Origin of the sequence: Lentzea sp. NPDC051208 (genome assembly GCF_040682435.1) — a bacterium.
GTDB classification, from domain to species: domain Bacteria; phylum Actinomycetota; class Actinomycetes; order Mycobacteriales; family Pseudonocardiaceae; genus Lentzea; species Lentzea kristufekii.
On sequence record NZ_JBFBAW010000018.1, the window covers coordinates 36,900 to 55,282 of the forward strand.

14 protein-coding genes are annotated in these 18,383 nt (G+C 69.3%); 4 read left to right on the plus strand and 10 right to left on the minus strand.

The genetic code is table 11. The features are described from left to right. Nucleotides 1-6: 6 nt before the first annotated feature. Nucleotides 7-1,242, minus strand: coding sequence for a hypothetical protein (locus AB0M48_RS34915; protein ID WP_363849989.1), 1,236 nt, complete (start codon nt 1,240-1,242; stop codon nt 7-9). A 143-nt stretch (nt 1,243-1,385) separates the two neighbouring features. On the opposite strand from AB0M48_RS34915, the gene AB0M48_RS34920 reads away from it, so the two are divergent. After that, entirely contained in the window at nt 1,386-2,726 is a 1,341-nt protein-coding gene (locus tag AB0M48_RS34920) for a S8 family serine peptidase (RefSeq protein ID WP_363849991.1), read from the plus strand. Between the two features lie 199 nt (nt 2,727-2,925). Then, entirely contained in the window at nt 2,926-3,429 is a 504-nt protein-coding gene (locus AB0M48_RS34925; protein WP_363849993.1) for a DUF3145 domain-containing protein, read from the plus strand. A gap of 18 nt (nt 3,430-3,447) precedes the next feature. Here AB0M48_RS34925 and AB0M48_RS34930 read toward each other — a convergent pair whose 3' ends face one another. The 4 genes from AB0M48_RS34930 to lanKC all read right to left on the minus strand — a co-directional run bounded on the left by AB0M48_RS34930 (nt 3,448) and on the right by lanKC (nt 9,686). Beyond that, complete coding sequence (locus tag AB0M48_RS34930) at nt 3,448-5,166, minus strand: ABC transporter ATP-binding protein (RefSeq protein WP_363849995.1); 1,719 nt, start codon at nt 5,164-5,166, stop codon at nt 3,448-3,450. Continuing rightward, nucleotides 5,166-6,782 carry an ABC transporter ATP-binding protein gene (locus AB0M48_RS34935; protein WP_363849997.1) on the minus strand — a complete coding sequence of 539 codons (1,617 nt, stop codon included), beginning with the start codon at nt 6,780-6,782 and terminating at the stop codon, nt 5,166-5,168. The genes AB0M48_RS34930 and AB0M48_RS34935 overlap by 1 nt, the downstream gene beginning before the upstream one ends. Before the next feature lie 143 nt (nt 6,783-6,925). Then, nucleotides 6,926-7,087 (minus strand): SapB/AmfS family lanthipeptide, encoded by a 162-nt coding sequence (locus AB0M48_RS34940; protein WP_319984148.1) that lies wholly within the window; start codon nt 7,085-7,087, stop codon nt 6,926-6,928. A gap of 34 nt (nt 7,088-7,121) precedes the next feature. Beyond that, a complete protein-coding gene (lanKC, locus tag AB0M48_RS34945; RefSeq protein WP_363850000.1) occupies nt 7,122-9,686 on the minus strand; it encodes a class III lanthionine synthetase LanKC in 2,565 nt (854 codons plus the stop codon). Nucleotides 9,687-10,290: 604 nt separating this feature from the next. Here lanKC and AB0M48_RS34950 point away from each other — a divergent pair. Beyond that, nucleotides 10,291-10,863, plus strand: coding sequence for a hypothetical protein (locus AB0M48_RS34950; RefSeq protein WP_363850003.1), 573 nt, complete (start codon nt 10,291-10,293; stop codon nt 10,861-10,863). An 896-nt stretch (nt 10,864-11,759) separates the two neighbouring features. Here AB0M48_RS34950 and fabF read toward each other — a convergent pair. The 5 genes from fabF to AB0M48_RS34975 form a co-directional block, all read right to left on the minus strand. Then, nucleotides 11,760-12,995, minus strand: a complete 1,236-nt coding sequence (gene fabF / locus AB0M48_RS34955) for a beta-ketoacyl-ACP synthase II (protein ID WP_363850006.1) — start codon at nt 12,993-12,995, stop codon at nt 11,760-11,762. Next, the gene (locus AB0M48_RS34960) at nt 12,992-13,228 is read right to left on the minus strand and encodes an acyl carrier protein (RefSeq protein WP_030474507.1); all 237 of its coding nucleotides are present in this window, start codon (nt 13,226-13,228) and stop codon (nt 12,992-12,994) included. The genes fabF and AB0M48_RS34960 overlap by 4 nt, the downstream gene beginning before the upstream one ends. A 46-nt stretch (nt 13,229-13,274) precedes the next feature. Then, entirely contained in the window at nt 13,275-14,252 is a 978-nt protein-coding gene (locus AB0M48_RS34965) for a beta-ketoacyl-ACP synthase III (RefSeq protein ID WP_363850010.1), read from the minus strand. Further along, entirely contained in the window at nt 14,249-15,178 is a 930-nt protein-coding gene (locus tag AB0M48_RS34970; protein ID WP_363850012.1) for an ACP S-malonyltransferase, read from the minus strand. The genes AB0M48_RS34965 and AB0M48_RS34970 overlap by 4 nt, the downstream gene beginning before the upstream one ends. A gap of 194 nt (nt 15,179-15,372) precedes the next feature. After that, on the minus strand, nt 15,373-16,572 hold the full coding sequence (locus AB0M48_RS34975) for a helix-turn-helix domain-containing protein (protein ID WP_363850015.1): 1,200 nt from the start codon (nt 16,570-16,572) through the stop codon (nt 15,373-15,375). Nucleotides 16,573-16,699: 127 nt separating this feature from the next. Here AB0M48_RS34975 and AB0M48_RS34980 point away from each other — a divergent pair, with 127 nt between their 5' ends. Further along, nucleotides 16,700-18,250, plus strand: coding sequence for an alpha/beta hydrolase (locus AB0M48_RS34980; protein WP_363850018.1), 1,551 nt, complete (start codon nt 16,700-16,702; stop codon nt 18,248-18,250). Nucleotides 18,251-18,383 lie beyond the last annotated feature (133 nt).

Genomic DNA, 18,383 nt, shown 5'->3' on the forward strand with positions numbered 1-18,383 from the left:
ACCTTGCTACCGGGTGGTGGGCAGCCGCAACGCCTGCTTGGCGATCGGGTCGAGCGACGGGTCGCCCGCGCCGCCTGTCCACACCGCGAACGCCAGCGTCACGTGGCTGCCCTTGGTGCCGTTCGCGAACGCCGCGCTCTCCAGGGGCTTGCCGTCCAGCCCGTGCACACCGCCGGACCCCGGCAGCGCGACGACCGCGTGCAACGACTTCGCGCTGGGGGCGTCGTACACGTCCATGTCCGCCACCAGCACCGTCACCTGCTTGCCCTGCACGGTCGTCTCGTAGGTGGCGCGCAGCAGCACTCCGCAGTCGTTCGCGATCAGCCACGCCTTCACGTCGCCGAACGCCTGCGCCTGGCACTCCTGGTCCTTCTTCATCTCCTTCGGCACGAACGTCGTGCCGTCCACGACCACCGTCGTCGGCTGCGCGGAGGTCGGCGCGGGCGTCGCGTCGGCCGGCTTGTCGTCGCCGGGCAACGCCACCACGAGCCACACCACGAGGAGCAGCGCGAGCAGTGCGGCACCCGCGATGTAGGGCCAGGTCAGCTTGCCTGGCAAGCGTTTGCGGCCGATCGCCTGCAGCAGCTGCGCCTTGGGGATCAGCATCGTGCTGGCGGCCGCGAGGTCGGGGGAGACCGCGTCGCTGAAACCCTCCGCGATGAACGCCTTGGCGTCCGGCGGCGAGCCGGTGTTCTGCAGGATCGCGAAGAGCTTCGCCGCGTGGTCCGCCGTGCAGGGCACCGTCGACGTCGCGAGTTCGCGGGCCGCACTGAGCACAGTGGACGGTTTGGGGTGCAGCACCCGCACGCCGCGGTTGAGGTCGACCGTCGGCTGCACGACCTGGCCCACGAACGGGCCGACCGCCACGACCGTGCTGACCGGGAGCGGTTCCGCGCGCATCGCCTGGATCCGCTGCGCCACCGCGGTCGCCGCCGCCACGGCCTCCGTGGCCGGGTTCGCCGTGCCGTCCTTGGCGACGAGCGGCCAGCCGTCGATCTTCCACTGGCCACCGAGCGGCGCCTCGAGCTTCATGCCGGGATCGGGCAGGTCGACGCCGACGATCACCAGAACGCCCTTGGGGAGCACGACGATCGCGTCCAGCGGCATCGGGCAGTCCGGCGGTTGGACGCCGATCAGCGCGATACCACCCAGGACTCCGGTACCCGCGCCCCACGCCGTGAGGGCGGCACGGATGTCCGCCCCAATGGCCGAGGGTTCAGCGCCCAGACGGATCAGCCGCACGAGTCCCTACCTTTCCGCACGGGGGGACACCGTAGCGGTCCGGGGTCGCCCAAACGCACTCGGTCGAGACATTCGGTGACGGCCGTCACCGATAAGTGGATCACTCGTTAGAGGGATTGCCTGCCCATGTTCACGGAGGGTCCATGTACAAACGCGCTGCATCGCTCGCCGTACTGCTCGTGGCCGTCGCATCCCCTGTCGCGACCGCCGCACCGTCCTCCACGGTCTACGTCCACGGTGCCGACATCGCCGCCGCGGAACAGGCGGTCGAGGCCGCCGGTCTGCAGAAGCTCACGAACTTCCGCAAGATCGGCGTCGTAGCCGCGCGGGGCGACTCCGCGCAGATCGCCTCCGCGAGGACCAAGGCGGGCGTGACGCGCGTCGAGGTCCAGAAGCCGATCAAGTTCCTCGGCTCGACCTCGCACACCGCCACCCGCGGCCTGGACGCCCGCAACAGCCTCGGGCTCACGGGCGCGGGCGTGTCGGTCGCGGTGATCGACTCGGGTGTCGACCCGACGCACCCGTCGTTCGGCGGCCGGATCGTCCGCAACCTGAAGAGCCTGTGCCTGGACGGCTCGACCCAGACGAACTGCATCGTGCCGGTGCCGAACTTCCTCGACACCGACACGACGTCGCTGGGCGGCCACGGCACGCACGTCACCGGCATCGCGATCGGCGGTGACGTGCAGACCACCGGCGGCCCGGTGATCCGCGGCGCGGCGCCGGGCGCGAAGGGCGTCGTGATCTCGACCGGCGCGGCGATCCTCATCCTCGGCGCCGACGCGGCGCTGAACTGGGTGCTGGAGAACCACCGGGCTCCCTGCGGCGCCGGTGTGCCCGCCTCGGCGTGCCCGCCGATCAAGGTGATCAACAACTCCTATGGTCCATCTGGCGGCGGTGCGTTCGACCCTGAGTCGGTGACCGTGAAGCTGCAGCGGCAGCTGGTGGCCGAAGGTGTCGTCGTGGTCTGGGCGAACGGCAACGACGGGGGCGACGGTTCGGCGAACCTGTCCAACCCGCCCGGCGTCGACCCGACCCCCGGCGTGATCTCGGTGGCCTCCTACAACGACCAGGAGACCGGTACCCGCGACGGCGCCCTGTCCGACTTCTCGTCGCGCGGTCTCGCCACGAACTCCGCGACGTGGCCGGACATCTCGGCGCCGGGCGAGAACATCACCTCGTCCTGCCGGCTCTACCTGCCGATCTGCGCGACCGGCCTGGCCCCGCTGAACGGGCCGGGACTGCTCGACCTCGGCACGTTCAACACGATCAGCGGCACGTCGATGGCGGCACCGCACATCGCTGGGATCGTCGCACAGCTGTTCCAGGCCAAGCCTTCCGCGACCCCCGCCGACATCGAGCGCGCGCTGAAGTCGACGGCGTACAAGTACGGCACCGGATACCAGCCGGCCGGCCCCTACACCTCCTCGTTCGACAAGGGCGCGGGTCTGGTCGACGTGGTCGCCGCGGTAAACGTTCTGTAGATCACGATCAGGCATCGCTCGGCCGGGGAGATCGGGACTTAAGACCTGTATCTGCCCCGGTCGGGTGATGATCGAGCTGGTTCTTATGGCGGACATGCCTCAAGTCGAGGCAGAATGCAGCGAACGGGTTTCGCGGTGATCACCTCACTCGGCAAAGGCGTAGGGGAAGACGTCCCTCGTCGAGTAGCGGAGGTCAGCAGTGAGCACCCGTGGCAGCACCAGTGGCGTGGTTTACGTCCACTCGTCGCCGTCTGCGGTCTGTCCGCACGTCGAGTGGGCGATCTCGGGCACCCTCGGTGCCCGGGTAGACCTCAGGTGGGCAGCGCAGCCAGCGGCACCAGGCCAGTTGCGCGCTGAATGCGCATGGACCGGAGACGCCGGCACAGGCGCCAAACTCGTGGCTGCGCTGCGCGCGTGGCCCATGCTCCGGTTCGAGGTGACCGAAGAACCGTCCTCAGGTCAGGACGGCGAGCGTTTCTGCTTCGCGCCCGTTCTGGGGCTCTGGCACGCCAGAACCTCGGCCAACGGCGACATCGTCGTCAACGAGGACCAGCTGCGGTCACTCGCGGTTCGTGCTCGTGGCGGTGAGTCCTTCGCGCACGGCGTCGACGAACTGCTCGGTGCCGCGTGGGACGACGCGCTGGAACCGTTCCGCCGCGCGGGCGACGGCGCTCCGGTGACGTGGCTGCACCGCGTCGGATGAGTCCTGAGTGGACCCCGCTCACCGTTTGGGCAGCGGGGTTTCTTCTCGGTGCGTCGGATCCCAGGCCAGCATGAGCTGCCCGTAGAGCGGCGACGTCTTGAGCAGGTGCTCGTGGGTGCCGAGCAGCGGCTTGCCGCCGTCCATGACCAGCACCCGGTTCGCTCGCAGCGCCGAGCTCAGCCGGTGCGCGATGACCACGAGAATTCCGTTCCGCTCCGCGAAAGCCCGTTCGACCCGGGCCTCGGCGGCGGGATCCAGATGTGAGGTCGCCTCGTCGAGGATGACGACGCTCGCGGACGTGACGTAGACCCGCGCGAGTGCCAGGAGCTGGGCCTCACCAGCCGAAAGTCCTTCCCCGCCGTGGCCGAGCGCCGCGTCCAGCCCACCGATCCCGTCCAGAAGTGGTTTGGCGCCAACCTTTTTCACCGCCTCGACGAGGTCCTCGTCGGTCGACCACGGCGCGAGAAGCGCGAGGTTCTCCCGCACAGTGCCCGTGAACAGGTACGTCTCCTGCGGGATCAGGGCGATCGCGTGGTGCCGGACCGCCGGCGTCACCCGGTCGACGGGCGCGCCGCCGAAGAGGACGGAGCCGTCGTCCGGTGCCATCAGGCCGGTGAGCAGACTGGCCATTGTGGACTTGCCGATGCCGGACGGGCCGACCACGGCCAGGTGGTCGCCGGGACGCAGGCCGAGCGACAGGCCGCGCACCACCGGTTCCGCGTCCGGGCTCCAGCCGAACGTGACGTCGCGCAGCACGAACTCGCCGTTGGACGGGGTTTCGGTGCCCACGTCCCGGTCGGTGCGCGGCGCCGCTTCCTGAAGTCGTTTGAGTGCGACCATCAACCGCATCACGACCGTGCTGGTGGTGCGGGCCAGGCCGTGCAGCGCGGGGTTCACGCTGCTGGTCAGGTAGACCACGGCCGCCAGGACCGCACCCTTCGTGAGCTGACCGGACGCGACCAGCGGGGGAGCGAACGCGACCAGCAGGGCGATGGGTGCGAAGCCGCCCAACGCGATCACCGTGGCGCGCAGCGAGTTCGCCCACGCGACGGTGACCGTGGTCTTGGCCTGCAGGTCGACCTGCTTCGCGATGTCCCCGTACGCCTCGTCGGCAGCGCCGCAGGCGGCGACGTCGCGCAGGCCGGTCAGCACCGAGCCGGACGCTTCCGCCGTGTGCTCGTCCGCCATCACGGCGTCGCGTTGCCGTTTGGCCAGCGAGGGGAGCATCAGGCCGAAGAGCACCAGCGCGGCCACGATCGGGAGCACGACCAGCCAGAACAGCGCGGCCGCCGTGGTCGCGAGTCCGATGAGCGCGGCGAGCGTCGTGACCAGAAGGGCACGAGCCTGGACCAGCACGCCCGCGGTGGCGTCGCGGACCACCTCGACGTGCCGGGTGATCATGGCGACGGCGCTGGCGTCCGGTGTGCGGCGGTGCGAAGGGTCGTTCAGCACGCCGTTCACCACCCGTGCGACCAGGGCGTCGCGCATCGGTTCGACGACGGAGCCGAGCCGCGCGAACACCTGCCGCTGACCCAGCGCGCCCACCACCGCGAGGGCGGCGAACGCGAGCAGCCACAGCACGCCGGCCAGCGGATCTCCCGCCGCGAAACCCTTGTCGACGGCGGAGCCGACGAACCTGCCGCCGAAGAACGCGGGAATGCCTTCGAGCAGCGACCAGCCGAGCAGGATCAGGACGCCGCGGCGATGTCCCGCCAGCGTCGAGAGGTAGAAACGCATCACTCGCCTCCGGTGAACACGGCTCGGTAGTCCGCGTCGTTCCACAGCTCCTGGTGGGTGCCGGTGCCCCTGATGCGGCCGTCTTCCAGCCACACCACGAGGTCTGCCCTCGCGGCCGTCGCCGCGCGGTGCGTCACGACGACCCGGGTCCGGCCGGGCAGTGCAGTGGTGAGCGCTTTGTCCACTTTGGCTTCGGTCACCGTGTCCAGACTCGCGGTCGCGTCGTCGAGCACGAGCACGTCCGGATCCCGGATGATCGCGCGGGCGAGGCCGATCCGTTGTGCCTCACCGCCGGACAGCGGGGCGTCGGCGACCGGCGTCTCGTAACCCTGCGGTAGACGGATCAGCACGTCGTGCACCTGGGCGGCCACGGCCGCGTCCCTGACCTGGATCTCGTCCGCGTCCGTTCCATAGCCGATCGAACGGCCGATCGTCGTGCCCAGCAACGCCGGGCGTTCGAACGCGTACCCGACCGCGTCGTGGCCGGAGACCTCCCCGGAGTCCACAGCGGACAGTCCGCCGAGCACCGCCGCCAGCGTCGACTTGCCCGCGCCGGAACTGCCGACGATCGCGGCGAACGTGCCGGCCGGGATCATGAGGTTCACGTCGTGCAGCGCTTCGCCGACGCTGACGTCCCGCAGCTCGATGACGCCGTTCGACCGCTTGGGAGCAGGGCGTTTCGGCGCTGTCGCGTCGAGGACCTCGACGATCCTGGACGCGGACGCGCGGGTTCGTTCGAGGACGGTCAGCTGGGTCATCTGGCCGACGATGCCCATGCCGAGGGCGGAGTAGCCGAGGGCGGCGAGCACGTCACCGGTGCTCAGCCTGCCTTCCATGACGCCGAAACCGGCGGCGGTGAGCACGGCGATCTCGACGGCGGGCAGCAGCAACCCGGCGCGCCACATCATCTTCGCCTGGGTGCGCCACATGCCGGCGCCGGCCGCGGCGAGCCGGGGCAGCGGCTCCAGCACGCGGTCGGTCTCGCGGTCGGCGATGCCGGCGGACGCGATCGTGCGCAGACCGGACACCGAGTCGAGCAGCCGCGCGGACACCTCGCCGGACACTTCCTGGTAGGTCAGCACGTCGTCGGCGGTCATGCGCATGTGGGTGCGGATCAGCAGACCCGCCAGCGGAACGCTCAGCACGAACACCGCCGCGAGCCGCCAGTCCAGCAACGCCAGGGCGACGACGGCGCCCGCCGAGGACACCGCGGTGACGGCGAGCGTGATCAGCGTGACCGCGATCCCGCCCGCGTTGCCGCAGTCGCCCGTCACCCGGCTCACCGCGTCACCGGCGGCGAACGGGGAGGGATGACCGAGGTCGAGCAGTTTCCTGGAGAGCTTGCGGCGCAGCCATGCCGTGGCACGGCTGGTGGTGCTCGCGGCGAGCACGATGCCGATCGCGTCCCCGATGATCTCGGTCGCCGCCAGCAGGAGCAGCCACACCACGGTGAACAGCACGAACGTGCCGCTGAGCGCCATGTCGACGGCGTCGGCGAGTGCGGCCGGGAGCAGCAGGCCGCCGGTCGTGGCGACCGCGGCGTTGAGCATCAGCAACCACGGGCGGTGGTCGCGGCGGACGACGGAGAACAGCAGGGCGTCGCCTGGTCTGGCCATCGGCTGTTCCTCCGGAGGGTCACGGTGGCGCATCATGAGCGAGGGCCCGACAGCTGGCCGGCTGCCGGGCCCTGCAGTGGGCGGGTGAGCGGCATACTTCGCCTATGCCGCTCACTCACCGCGGTGTTTCAGTTGGGCGCAGGTCAGCAGGCCAGCAGGCTGACGGTGCTGTGCGAGCAGGGGAGCAGCAGCGACGCGTTGGACGCGGTCGTGGAGCCGCCACCGCCGCCGCCGCTGCCCGACGCCATCGCGTTGCTCGGCGCCTCGGGGGTCTCGAGGTCCTGCATGTCGAGGATGAAGCCCATGACTGTCTCCTAGTTTCGAGGGATCGATCTCTTGCTACCGGTCCGCGAGGACCGGGGCCTGGGCCCTTCCGAGGAAGGGGAGGGGTGGACGTCCGTCCACTGTGGAGGCGATGGCGAGCAGGACGCCCGCGCCGCCGGTGTTGAGGTCCATGGAGAGCCGGCGCAGCTGCACACCGGGGAAGGCGAGCCCTCCGCCGTAGCGCACCGCGTGCCAGCCGAGTGCCTTGAGGTGCTGCTGGACGGAGCGTTCGAGGCGCTCGTCCGGCCGGTGCCTGGTCGCGTGGGCCAGGGTGGCCATCAGTCCCGCCCTGCCCAGCGTGAACGCGGGCTGGATGACGAACTCGCCGGTGCAGCCGCCGAGCAGCTCGGGAAGCTTCGCCACGCAGGGACGTTCCGGCGCGACCTTCGCGAACTCCGTGAGCACCAACGCGATTCCCGCGCCGCCGATGCCGACGTACGGCAGGCTTCGGAACGTGCCGTCGCGCACCTGCAGCGATCCGTCCAGCGCGACCATCGTCTCGGCCAGGTCGCGGTCGAGCGCCTGTTCGGACAGGTCGAGCCAGCGCGGCTGCTCGGTGTGCTCGAACATGCGCAGGAAGAACAACGCGGGACCGGACCAGCCGTGCAGCAGACCTGCCTTCGCCTTGTCACCGGGCGGTGGCGCGTGCTCCAGCTGCTTCGCGAGCCGTTCGGCCAGCTTTTCGGCCTGTGCGACGAAGTTCTGGTCGTCGCGCGACTGCGCGAAGTGCAGCAGGTTGAGGCCGATGCCGGACAGGCCGGCGCTGAGCCCGTGGTCCTGCGTGGTGCGGACGAGCGGGGCGTAGCTCTCGACGAGTTCGGTGGCGATGTCGTGGTGGCCGAAGTTCTCAAGCACGTGCGCGATGCCGTGCGCACCGATGAAGAAGCCGGGTTGCTTCGCCGGGTCGGTGCGAACCGACCTGATCAGCCAGTCCTCGTGTTCGGGGTACCGGCCCTCGCCGCTCTCCGCGAGCGCGTGCAGCACACCCGCGGCGCCGTGGCCGAAGCCCGCACCACCGGTCTCGAACTGCTCGATGTCACCGGGGAACAGGCGGTCCTTCCGGTGCGGGGTCGCGCTGTGCAGGATCGCCGTGGCGATCTCCTTGCGCACGACCGTCCAGTCCGGGTTCTCGTCGTCGAACGCGGTGAACGCGGGATCGGCCGGCGGGTCGACGCGCGGCGTGAGCACGTCGAGGATCTGCCGCTGGTAGTCCTCGCTCAGACCGAACTTCTCCGCGACGACGTGCACGTGCTGGCGCAGCTTGGCCGGTGCGAGCTCCAGCACCGCGTTGAGCGGCAGGAAGATCCACAGCTTGAGCGCGGCCAGCGGGTAGGCGTCGATGTCGAAGCCCTCGCGGTCGTTCGGCGCCTGGAACCCCGGCGCGCCGAGCGTCGGCCGGTGCACGTCCTCGATGGTCGACGACAGCTCGAAGTCGATGAGCGAGACCTCGTCGTCCTCGTCGACCAGGATGTTCATCGTGTGCAGGTCACCGAACACGACGCCGCGCTCGTGCACCCGCGCCATCAGGTCCTCGACCTTGGCGATGAGCGCCTGGGCTCTGGTGCGGTAGTTCTGGAGGAGCTCGTCGGTGGTGTCCCTGTGCGTCAACGGGTAGTTGTGGCCGAGCCACTGCCCGAGCGAACGCCCCGGCATGAACTCCATGGCCACGAACAGGTGCTCCCACTCCGTAAAGCGGTCGTACACCTCGGGAACACCGTCGACGCCGTGCAGCCGCGTGAGGATCTCGTGCTCGAGCTCCAGCCTCGCCACGGCGTCACGACCCTCGCGGTCGAGCCCGGCGTGCGGCCGCGCCTCCTTGAGCACGACCTCCTTGCCGTCACTCTTGCGCGTCGCGAGGTAGACGCCACCGCCGTTGGAGAAGTGCAGCGACCTCTTGATCTGGTACGGGAACTTCTCGGCGTCGCCGGCGTTGCGCTCGGCCAGGTGCGGCTTCAGGAAGGCGGGCAGCTCGATCCACTCGGGGAGGCTGAACACCGGCTTGCGCTTGTCCGGCACGAGTGCGCCGTCCGGCCCGGCGATCGCGAGCACTTGCTGCCCGTCGACCTCGAGCCACTGCTCGGCGAACCCGCCGTAGCGCACGTACAGCGGTCCCTTGCCGAAGCGCAGGTCGCTCAGGATGTAGGCCCCGTGCTCGCCGTCGAGCACCTGCGCCAGCTCGGTGCAGATCGTCTCGAGCTGCTCGGTGTCCTTCGGGTAGATCGTGACCAGCTTGCCGCTGCCTTCGCGAGGCGCGTACTTCGAGTTGCGGGCCAGCACGATCGAGATCGTCTGCAGGTACTTGAAGGGAATTCGCCGCTCGACGCAGTAGTCGTAAGTGGCCTTCAGCACCTGGCCGGCGTTGTCGAGGCCGGCGGAGACGTGGATCTTCCACCCTTCGTTGGGGAGCAGTACCCCCTTCGGGTGGTGGTGCCGCCACACGTTGCGCTCGACCGTCGTCCAGTCGGGAGGGAGCGCGGGCAGTTCGGTCGAGAAGTCGTCCATGGGGATGCTTTCGGTGCTGCTCTGCAGATCGTAGAACTGCCGATCGGCGAAGCAGTACGCCTCGTATCTGAGGTCCACCGAATTCCCCTCCTCAACTCGATTGCGTTTTCTTTGATGCGTCATATCTCCGCACAATCTCGCTGCTATGGGGAATCCGCCGTTCGAGTCATATGGGTGACCCGTTCGTGACCGAAAGACCATTGGTTACCGGTGCGTATGTCACTTGTAGTGATGAGGTTTGGGGCCATCTCACCCGGTTGAGATGTTTGCTCGGATGTGCTTGTGCGACGCCTACCAGTGGTTCCGCTAAACGGCACTGTCGCGTTCCTGATCTTGCAGGCCGCTGAGCTGCGGTATTCCAGATGGATGCTTACGTATAGTTAGGTGGGTACAACCGTCGTGTACGCGCTGTGTTGGCTGCTCTTTCCGGGTGAAGCATTGTTTGACTGCTATTGCGTGTTTGATACGGCCGAACGGCGGTACGGAGACGCCCATTTGTACTCATTCATAGGATGAGATTGCCCATTGGCTTTTGTGTATCAAACATTGTCTTGCTACATCCAACTCGCTAAATACGCATGTGATGTAATCGTTCGAGTGAAATTTCGTGTTTCGATGTAACGCAGCTCGTTATGTGAGCCGCCGTCCGCTGGCCGGTGTGTCGTGCGGCTAGGCTGCGCGTGTGGGGAGCGTGGCGAGCCGCTGGCTGGTGCCGGCCGTGGTCGTGATCACCGGCGCGGCGGTGGCGGCAGGAATGGTGGGCAGGACCGTGTACTCGCGCCCGGCGGAGGCACGGGGAGCACCGGCCGTCGCGTCCTCGTCGGTCGCGGGGCCGTTGCCCGGGTCCGCGGAGGTCCGGCTGAGCCCGGACTCGTTCACCCATCCCGACCGGACCGCCGTGCAGCGCGTGCTGCAGGCCTACTTCGACTCGATCAACTCGCTGGACTTCGCCGGGTGGCGTGAGGTGGTGTCGGCCCGGCGGGTTTCTTCCACGCCTGAGGCTGGGTGGGTTGCTGCGTACGAGACCACTCGGGATGGCGGGATGGTGGTGCAGCGGGTCGAGTCCGATGTGGTTTCCCGGCGGTTGCGGGTGTTGATCTCGTTCGTGTCCACTCAGGACGTTGCCAAGGCTCCGCCTGCATTGCCGGAGCGGTGTATTCGGTGGCGGGTGGTTTATGTGTTGGTCTGGGAGGGTGGGGTGTTGAAGGTGGATGAGGCGCCGGAGAACCGGAACCCTCAGATGGAGAAGTGCTGACGGGCTTGGCCTTCGGCCTTTGGCCTTTGGCGTCGCGTCGGTTGGGTGGGTTGTCTCCCTGTTTCGTTGGCGTCCGGCGGTTTTGAGTTCGTAGGTGGGTTGCGTTGCGGGCGTGTGGTTTCGCTGCTTCCTGGGGGACTCCGCCCCCCAGACCCCCCACAATCTGATCAAAGACCGGCCCGCGCCACGCGCAGGTAGATGGCACGCCTGTTGCTTTCGGCGGAGTTGCGCTGCTTAGCGGGTGGCGTCGGTGGGGTGGTCCCGTCACGAGCCGCACCAGAGCGGGCCACATCTGAAGAGGAGGGTCAAGTCGACGAAGAGCGTGTCGACTTGACCCTCCTCTTCAGATGCAGCAAGTGCTGAGGTGCGACTCGTGACGGGACCACCCCACCCTGACCGCTTGGTAAGTACGGCTCGCCTTCGGCATCGCGGTTGAGTTGGCTGGCTGGCTGGCCTGCGGCGTCGTGGTGGGGATGGCTCGCCTTCGGCATCGCGTGCGATCTGGGTGATCGGAGCGCGTGTTGCAGCCCTGCCTCGCCCCGCCCGCCCTGCCTCGCCCCGCCCGCCCTGCCTCGCCCCGCCCGCCCCGCCTCGCCCCACCCAGCCCAGCCCAGCCCAGCCCAGCCCAGCCCAGCCCAGCCCAGCGTGACACGACCCAGCCCGACACGACCCAGCCCGACACGACTCCCTGCCCGTCCCCGGCCTGCCCCTGGCCGCGCCCCGTCCTCGTCGTCTTCGCTGGACTGTCAGACCTGCTCGCTAGGTTGGGTCGCGGGGGGCCTCAACCCGAGGGGACCCCTGCGCGAGCGTGCCCAAACCCCTCCAGGGCAAGCACAAGGCTCCGGTCCGCATCGCGGGCCGGAGCCTTGTGGTGGTGCTGGTGGTGCTGTGGTGCTTTAGGCCGGGGTGAAGGCCAGGGCCACGTTGTGGCCGCCGAACCCGAACGAGTCGTTCACCGCGGCGTCCAGCTTGATCTTGCGTGGTTCGCCCGCCACCACGTCCAGCGTGACGGCCGGGTCGAGGTTCTCCAGGTTGAGGGTCTGGGGAACGATGCCGTCGCGGATGGACAGGACGGTCACGATCGCCTCTACCGCTCCTGCTGCTCCCAGCAGGTGACCCAGCGCGCCCTTCGGCGCGGTCAGGATCGGGTGGTCGCCGATCGCCTTGCGGATCGCCACGGTTTCCGCGACGTCGCCCACCGGGGTGGAAGTGGCGTGGCAGTTCACGTGGCCCACGTCGGACGGGTCGATGCCGCCGGAGCGCAGGGCCGCGGCGATGGCTCGTGACTGGCCCACGCCCTCGGGGTCCGGGGCCGTGATGTGGTAGCCGTCGGCCGAGGTGCCGATGCCTGCGAGGCGGCCGTAGATCTTCGCCCCGCGGGCCTCCGCGAACTCGCGGCGTTCCAGGACCATGACGCCCGCGCCCTCGCCGAGGACGAAGCCGTCGCGGCCCGTGTCGAACGGGCGCGAGGCCTTCTCCGGCTCGTCGTTGCGGGTGCTCATGGTGCGGGCCTGGGAGAAGCCCGCTACCGGGATGGCCGTGATGCACGCTTCCGCGCCGCCTGCGACGACCACGTCGGCTTCGCCGGACATGATCATGCGGTAGGCCCACGCGATGGCCTCGGCGCCTGACGCGCAGGCGGAGACCGGGGCGTGCACGCCCGCCTGTGCCTTCAGTTCCAGGCCCACGTGCGCGGCCGGGCCGTTCGGCATCAGCATCGGGACGGTCAGCGGCGACACCTTGCGCAGGCCGTGCTGCTCCAGGAGGTCGTCCTGGGTCAGCAGGGTGATCGCGCCGCCGATGCCCGTGCCGATGATCACGGCGAGGCGCTGGCGGTCGACGGTGTCGTCGTTGTGGCCCGCGTCGGACCACGCCTGGCGGGACGCGACGATGGCGACCTGCTCGGAGCGGTCGAGGCGGCGTGCCTCTACTCGGGGGAGCACCTCGGTCGGGTCCACCACGAGCTCGGACGCGATCTTGACCGGCAGGTCGTACTTCTCGACCCAGTCGTGGGTCATGGGGCGAACCCCGCTCTTGCCGGCCAGAAGGGCGTCCCAGGTGGACGTGACATCACCACCGAGCGGGGTGGTGGCACCCAGCCCGGTGATGACGACCTCGATGCCCGAAGTCACTTGTTGCTGGTGATGTAGTTCACCGCGTCACCAACGGTCTTGAGGTTGGCCAGCTCGTCGTCCGGGATCTTCACGCCGAACTTGTCCTCAGCCTGGACGGCGATCTCGACCATCGACAGCGAGTCGATGTCGAGGTCGTCCACGAAGGACTTGTCAGCGGTGACGTCGTCGGCGGCAACGCCGGCGACCTCTTCGACGATCTCGGCAAGGCCGGACAGGACGTTCTCGCTCACTGAAGTTCCCTTTCGATTGAAACGATGGAAAAACTCGGGGTGGTACTCACGGGCACCGGACCACCTGCCCCGCGTAGGACAGGCCCGCGCCGAAACCGACCATCAGCACCACGTCTCCGGAGGAGATCTCGCCCGCCGCCCGCATGTGGTCCAGCGCCATGGGGATGGAGGCCGAGGAGGTGTTGCCGGATTCGACGATGTCTCGAGCGACCTTCAGGTCCTCGCGCGCACCATTCTTGCGCAGGCGCTTGGCGATCGCCTCGATGATCCTGAGGTTCGCCTGGTGCGGGGCGAAGACGTCCACATCGGACAGTTCGATCCCCGCTAGTTCGACCGCGCGGATCGCGACCGGGGCGACCTGCGTGGTCGCCCACCGGAAGACCGTCTGGCCTTCCTGGTGGATGAACGAGTCGCGGTCGTCGATCCTGATGACCTCGGACATCGAGCCGTCCGAGCCCCAGGCGACGGGGCCGATCTCGTTCGTGTCGCCGGCGCCGACCACGACGGCACCCGCGCCGTCCGCGAAGATGATCGCGGTCGAGCGGTCGTCCTGGTGGGTCCAGTCGGTGAGCTTCTCCGCGCCGATGACGAGGATGTTGCGCACCGCGCCGCCGCGGACGATGTCGGCCGCGGTCGCGACGGCGTAGCAGAAGCCCGCGCACGCGGCGTTCAGGTCGAACGCGGCCGCGGCCTGGATGCCGATCCTGGTGGCGATCTGCGCGGCGGCGTTCGGGATGGTCGACGGCATGGTGCACGTCGCCACGATGATGCCGCCGATGTCCGCGGGCGTGAGGCCCGCGTCCTCGATCGCCCTGGTGCCCGCGATGACGGACATGTCGACGACGCCCTCGTCCTTCGCCGCCACCCGCCGGTTGACGATGCCGACGCGCTCGCGGATCCACTCGTCCGAGGTGTCCATGCGAGCAGCGAGGTCGTGGTTGCTCACCACGGTCTCGGGCTGGTAGCTGCCGAGGCCGATGATGCGGCTACCCGCCACTGCCTGCGGGGCCTGGAAGACCGTCACTTATCGGCTCCAACGGTGTCGAAGAGCTCCGCGACCTTCTCCAGCTGGTCGGGCGTCTTCAGGGCGAGAGTCGCGGTGCCCTTCATCGCACGCTTGGCGAGACCCGTCAGCACGCCGGCGGGCGGCAGCTCGATCGAGCCGGCGATGCCCTTCTCGACGAGGGTGGCCTGGCAGAGGTCCCAGCGGACGGGACTCGTGACCTGGGAGACCAGGCGCCGCAGCACCTCGGCGCCCTCGGTGACGACCTGACCGTCCTTGTTGGACACCAGCGGCAGCGACGGGTCGTGCGTGGTGACTTCGGCGGCACGTGCGCGCACCGCGTCTTCCGCGGGCGCCATGTACCTGGTGTGGAACGCGCCCGCGACCGCCAGCTTGCGGATCTTCGCCGGGCCGGGCGGGTTCGCCGCGAGCTCGTCGAGCGCGGGGTGCGGACCGGCCGCGACGATCTGGCCCGCGCCGTTGCGGTTGGCGGGCACGAGGCCGAGCTCCTCGAGGCGCGCGAGCACCTCCGGCTCGTCGCCGCCGAGCACCGCCGCCATGCCGGTCGGCTCCAGGGCGCACGCCTGCGCCATCGCGGCACCGCGCACGGCGGCCAGGGCGACGGCGTCGTCGGCGCTGATGACGCCCGCGACCGCGGCGGCGGCGAGTTCGCCGACCGAGTGACCGCCGACGATCACGGCGGAGGGCAGTTCGACGCGGCGGCGCAGCTCACCGAACGCGAGCACGGCGAGAGCCACGACGAGCGGCTGGGTGATCGCGGTGTCGACGATCTCGTCGGCCTCCGCGGTGGTGCCGAGACGCACCAGGTCCAGGCCCGTGATCTCCGACCACGTGCGCACCTGCTTCTCGGCCCCCTCCAGTTCGAGCCAGGGGGCGAGCATGCCGGGCGTCTGGGACCCTTGTCCGGGCGCGAGGAGTGCGATCACGTCGATTACTAAAGCCGGTGGACCCACCCGCACCCCATGCTGTGAAGAACGAAGTACTGCGATCGTATTTGTAGAGACCCTACAAAAGTGTCGGTCAAGTGAACGCTCCGCGACGTAAGGCCAGCTCAGCGCAGTGACGGGTCGTTTGGCCCTCACTCTAACGGATGTGTGCGAAGTCGGTCACAGGCTGATCGTTACCACAGGCCCCGGGACCGCGCTAGGCGTCCTACAGACAATGCGACGCGAAGCACAAGTGCGTCTCGAGCGTCATGTGCATTTCTTCCTGTCATTTCCTGAACGCGCCGAAGGCGATATCTGACCGTGTTCGGGTGCACGAACAGTCTTTTCGCGCACGTCTCCAGCACGCCGCCGACCTCCAGGAACGCGTCCACGGTCTCCAGCAGCGCGCCGCCCGCGTCCTCCAGCGGCCGGGCGACCCTGTCGACCAGCTGCCACTCGGCCTCCGGATCGCCCGCCAGTGCCCGTTCCGGCAGCAGGTCGAGCGAGCGGACGGGGCGAGGAGCGGCGGGCCAGCCCACCACCGCGCGCAGTCCGCTCAGCGCGTCGCTCGCGCTGCGATGAGCCTCGGCGAGGCTGGCCACGGTGGGCCCCGCCACGACCGGACCCTCGCCGAAGCCCTCGGAGATGCGGCCCAGGACGTCCTCGCCGGTGTCCGTCGAGCCGCCGAGCACGACGACCAGCCGTGAGCCCTGCACGGACAGCAGCACCGGACGGCCCGCGCGGGCGGCCTTGCTGCGCACCGAGTAGATGATCGCGGGCGGGTCCTCCCCGCCGGGGTTGCCGACCAGCACCGTCGCTTCCAGCGCCGGGTCCCAGCCGAGCGCGGCGGCACGGGACAGCAGCGACTCCTCGGGGTCGCCACGCACGACGCCGTCCACGACCAGCGCTTCCAGCCGCGCGTCCCAGGCACCGCGTGCCTCGGCAGCGGCCGCGTAGGAGGTGGCGGCCGAGAAGGCGATCTCGCGCCCGTACCGCAGCACGCCCTCCATCAGCAGCGCGCGCTCCGCCTCGTTCGCCGCCATCAGCGGCATCTGCTCCTCGAACAGCTCCAGCGCTATCCGGACCAGCTCGACGGTCTGGCGCAGGCTCACCCAGCGGGAGATGTCCTTGGGAGCGCTGCGGAACGCGTCCGCGGTCAGCCGGATCGCCTGCTGCCGGTCGTGCAGCCACTCCACGAACCCGGCCACGCCGTTCTGGATCAGCAGCAGGACGCTCGCGCGCTGGTCGGGGGGCATCCGCGCGAACCACGGCAGGCGCCGCTCCATCTCGGCCACGCTGGCGGTCGCGAGAGAGCCCGACGCGCGTTCGATCTTGCGCATGGTGCGGGCGGAGAGCGTCGGCGGGTGCTCCTCCTTAGCCTTGCTGCTGGTCATACCCGCAGCTTAGGGCTACCGAGGTGACATCACCGGGATGGGTGACAGAACCCATGTACCTGAATGAACCGCCATACCTTCGGGCAGGAGAGGTCAAGTCCGTCCGGCTCGGAGGTTCGTCTTGCGTATGTTCCCGGCACTCGTCCTGGGCGGCGTCGCTCTCCTGACCGCGAGCGCGACCGCCTCCGCTGATCCGCCAGACCCGCTCGTCGGGTTCCACTCCCAGCCGGTCAAATGGGCACCGTGCGAGGGAAAGCTCGCCAAGCTGGAGTGCGCCACGCTCGTCGCGCCCCTCGACTACGCGAAACCGGCCGGCGACAGGATCAACCTGACGATCAGCCGCAAGAAGGCCGCGGCGGCCGATCGCCGGCGTGGCGTGCTGTTCACCAATCCGGGTGGACCTGGCGGGTCGGGGCTCGGCCTGCCGCTGTTCCTCGGGAAGTCCGAACTCGGCCAGGTCTACGACGTGATCGGCATCGACCCGCGCGGCGTCGGCGGTTCGACGGCGCTGAACTGTCGTGCCGCGCCCGCGATCGCCGCGCCGGAGTCGCGGCCCGCGGACAGCGAGTTCGGCAAGTGGGCGGCCGAGGCGCGCGAGGCCGAGGAGGCCTGCCAGAAGTCCAGCGGCGGGATCCGGCAGTTCATCAGCACCGCGAACACCGCGCGGGACATGGACGTCGTGCGCGCCGTGCTGGGCGAGGCGAAGATCAACTACCTGGGCTACTCGTACGGCACGTACCTGGGCGCGGTGTACGGGACGTTGTTCCCGAACCGGCTCGACCGCAGCGTGCTCGACTCGGCCGTGCACCCGGAGTGGATCTGGCACGAGCAGTTCCGCCAGCAGGCCGTCGCGTACCGCAAGGACGTCGAGACGTGGGCGGCGTGGGCGGGAGAGCGCAACGAGAAGTTCGGGCTGGGCCGCTCACGTGAAGAGGTGCTGGCCGAGGTCGAGAAGGTCGCCGCGAAGCTGCACGCGACCCCGGTCGGCGAGCACAACCGCTCCTCCTTCGACGGCGCGATGGGTGTCGGGGCCCGCTACCGTCCACTGTGGTCGGACCTGGCGTCGATCGTGATGAAGCTGCGGTCGGGGGAGCAGCCGGCGAACGCCGAGGGCGCCAAGGCCGCCCAGGTGCTCGCGAGGACCGGCCTGGACGAACTGCGGTCGGGCGTCTTCGACACGGTCACCTGCGAGTCGGACTGGCCGACCGACCTGCACAACTACTACGAGGACATGCGGATGTTCCGCGACCGCTACCCGTACGGCTTCGGCATCGTGCGGGCCGCGCCCATGACGTGCACGTTCCGCTCGTTCACCCCTCCGGAGCCGCCGGTCAAGATCGGTCGCAACGGCTACCCGGTCGGCGTCGTCGTGCAGTCCGAGGGCGACACGCAGACCCAGTACGCGAGCGGGCCGGCGATGGCGCGGCGGCTCGGGCACAACCTGATCACCGTCACCGACGAGGGCAAGCACGGCCTCTACAACGGTGGCAACAAGTGCGTCGACGACAAGGTCAACCGGTACCTGGTCGACGGGGGGCTACCGGGCAGCAGTTCCGAGTGCGCCGGCGACCCCCGGCCCGACGTGCCGAAGGACGGTCAGGCAGGCGCCGCCCCGGCGTTGTCGCCGGAGGGGATGCAGGCCTACCTGGACGGCCGCGGCTTCTCCTCGCGACCCTAGGACAGGGCCCGGACATGTGGAAGCGCCCGCCACGGAGCGTGGCGGGCGCTTCCCTCTCCCCGGTCCCCACCGGTAGTTCCACTCTGGACTGTATTGCGACAAAAATCCACGTCAGCCACCCTTTCGTGTAGCA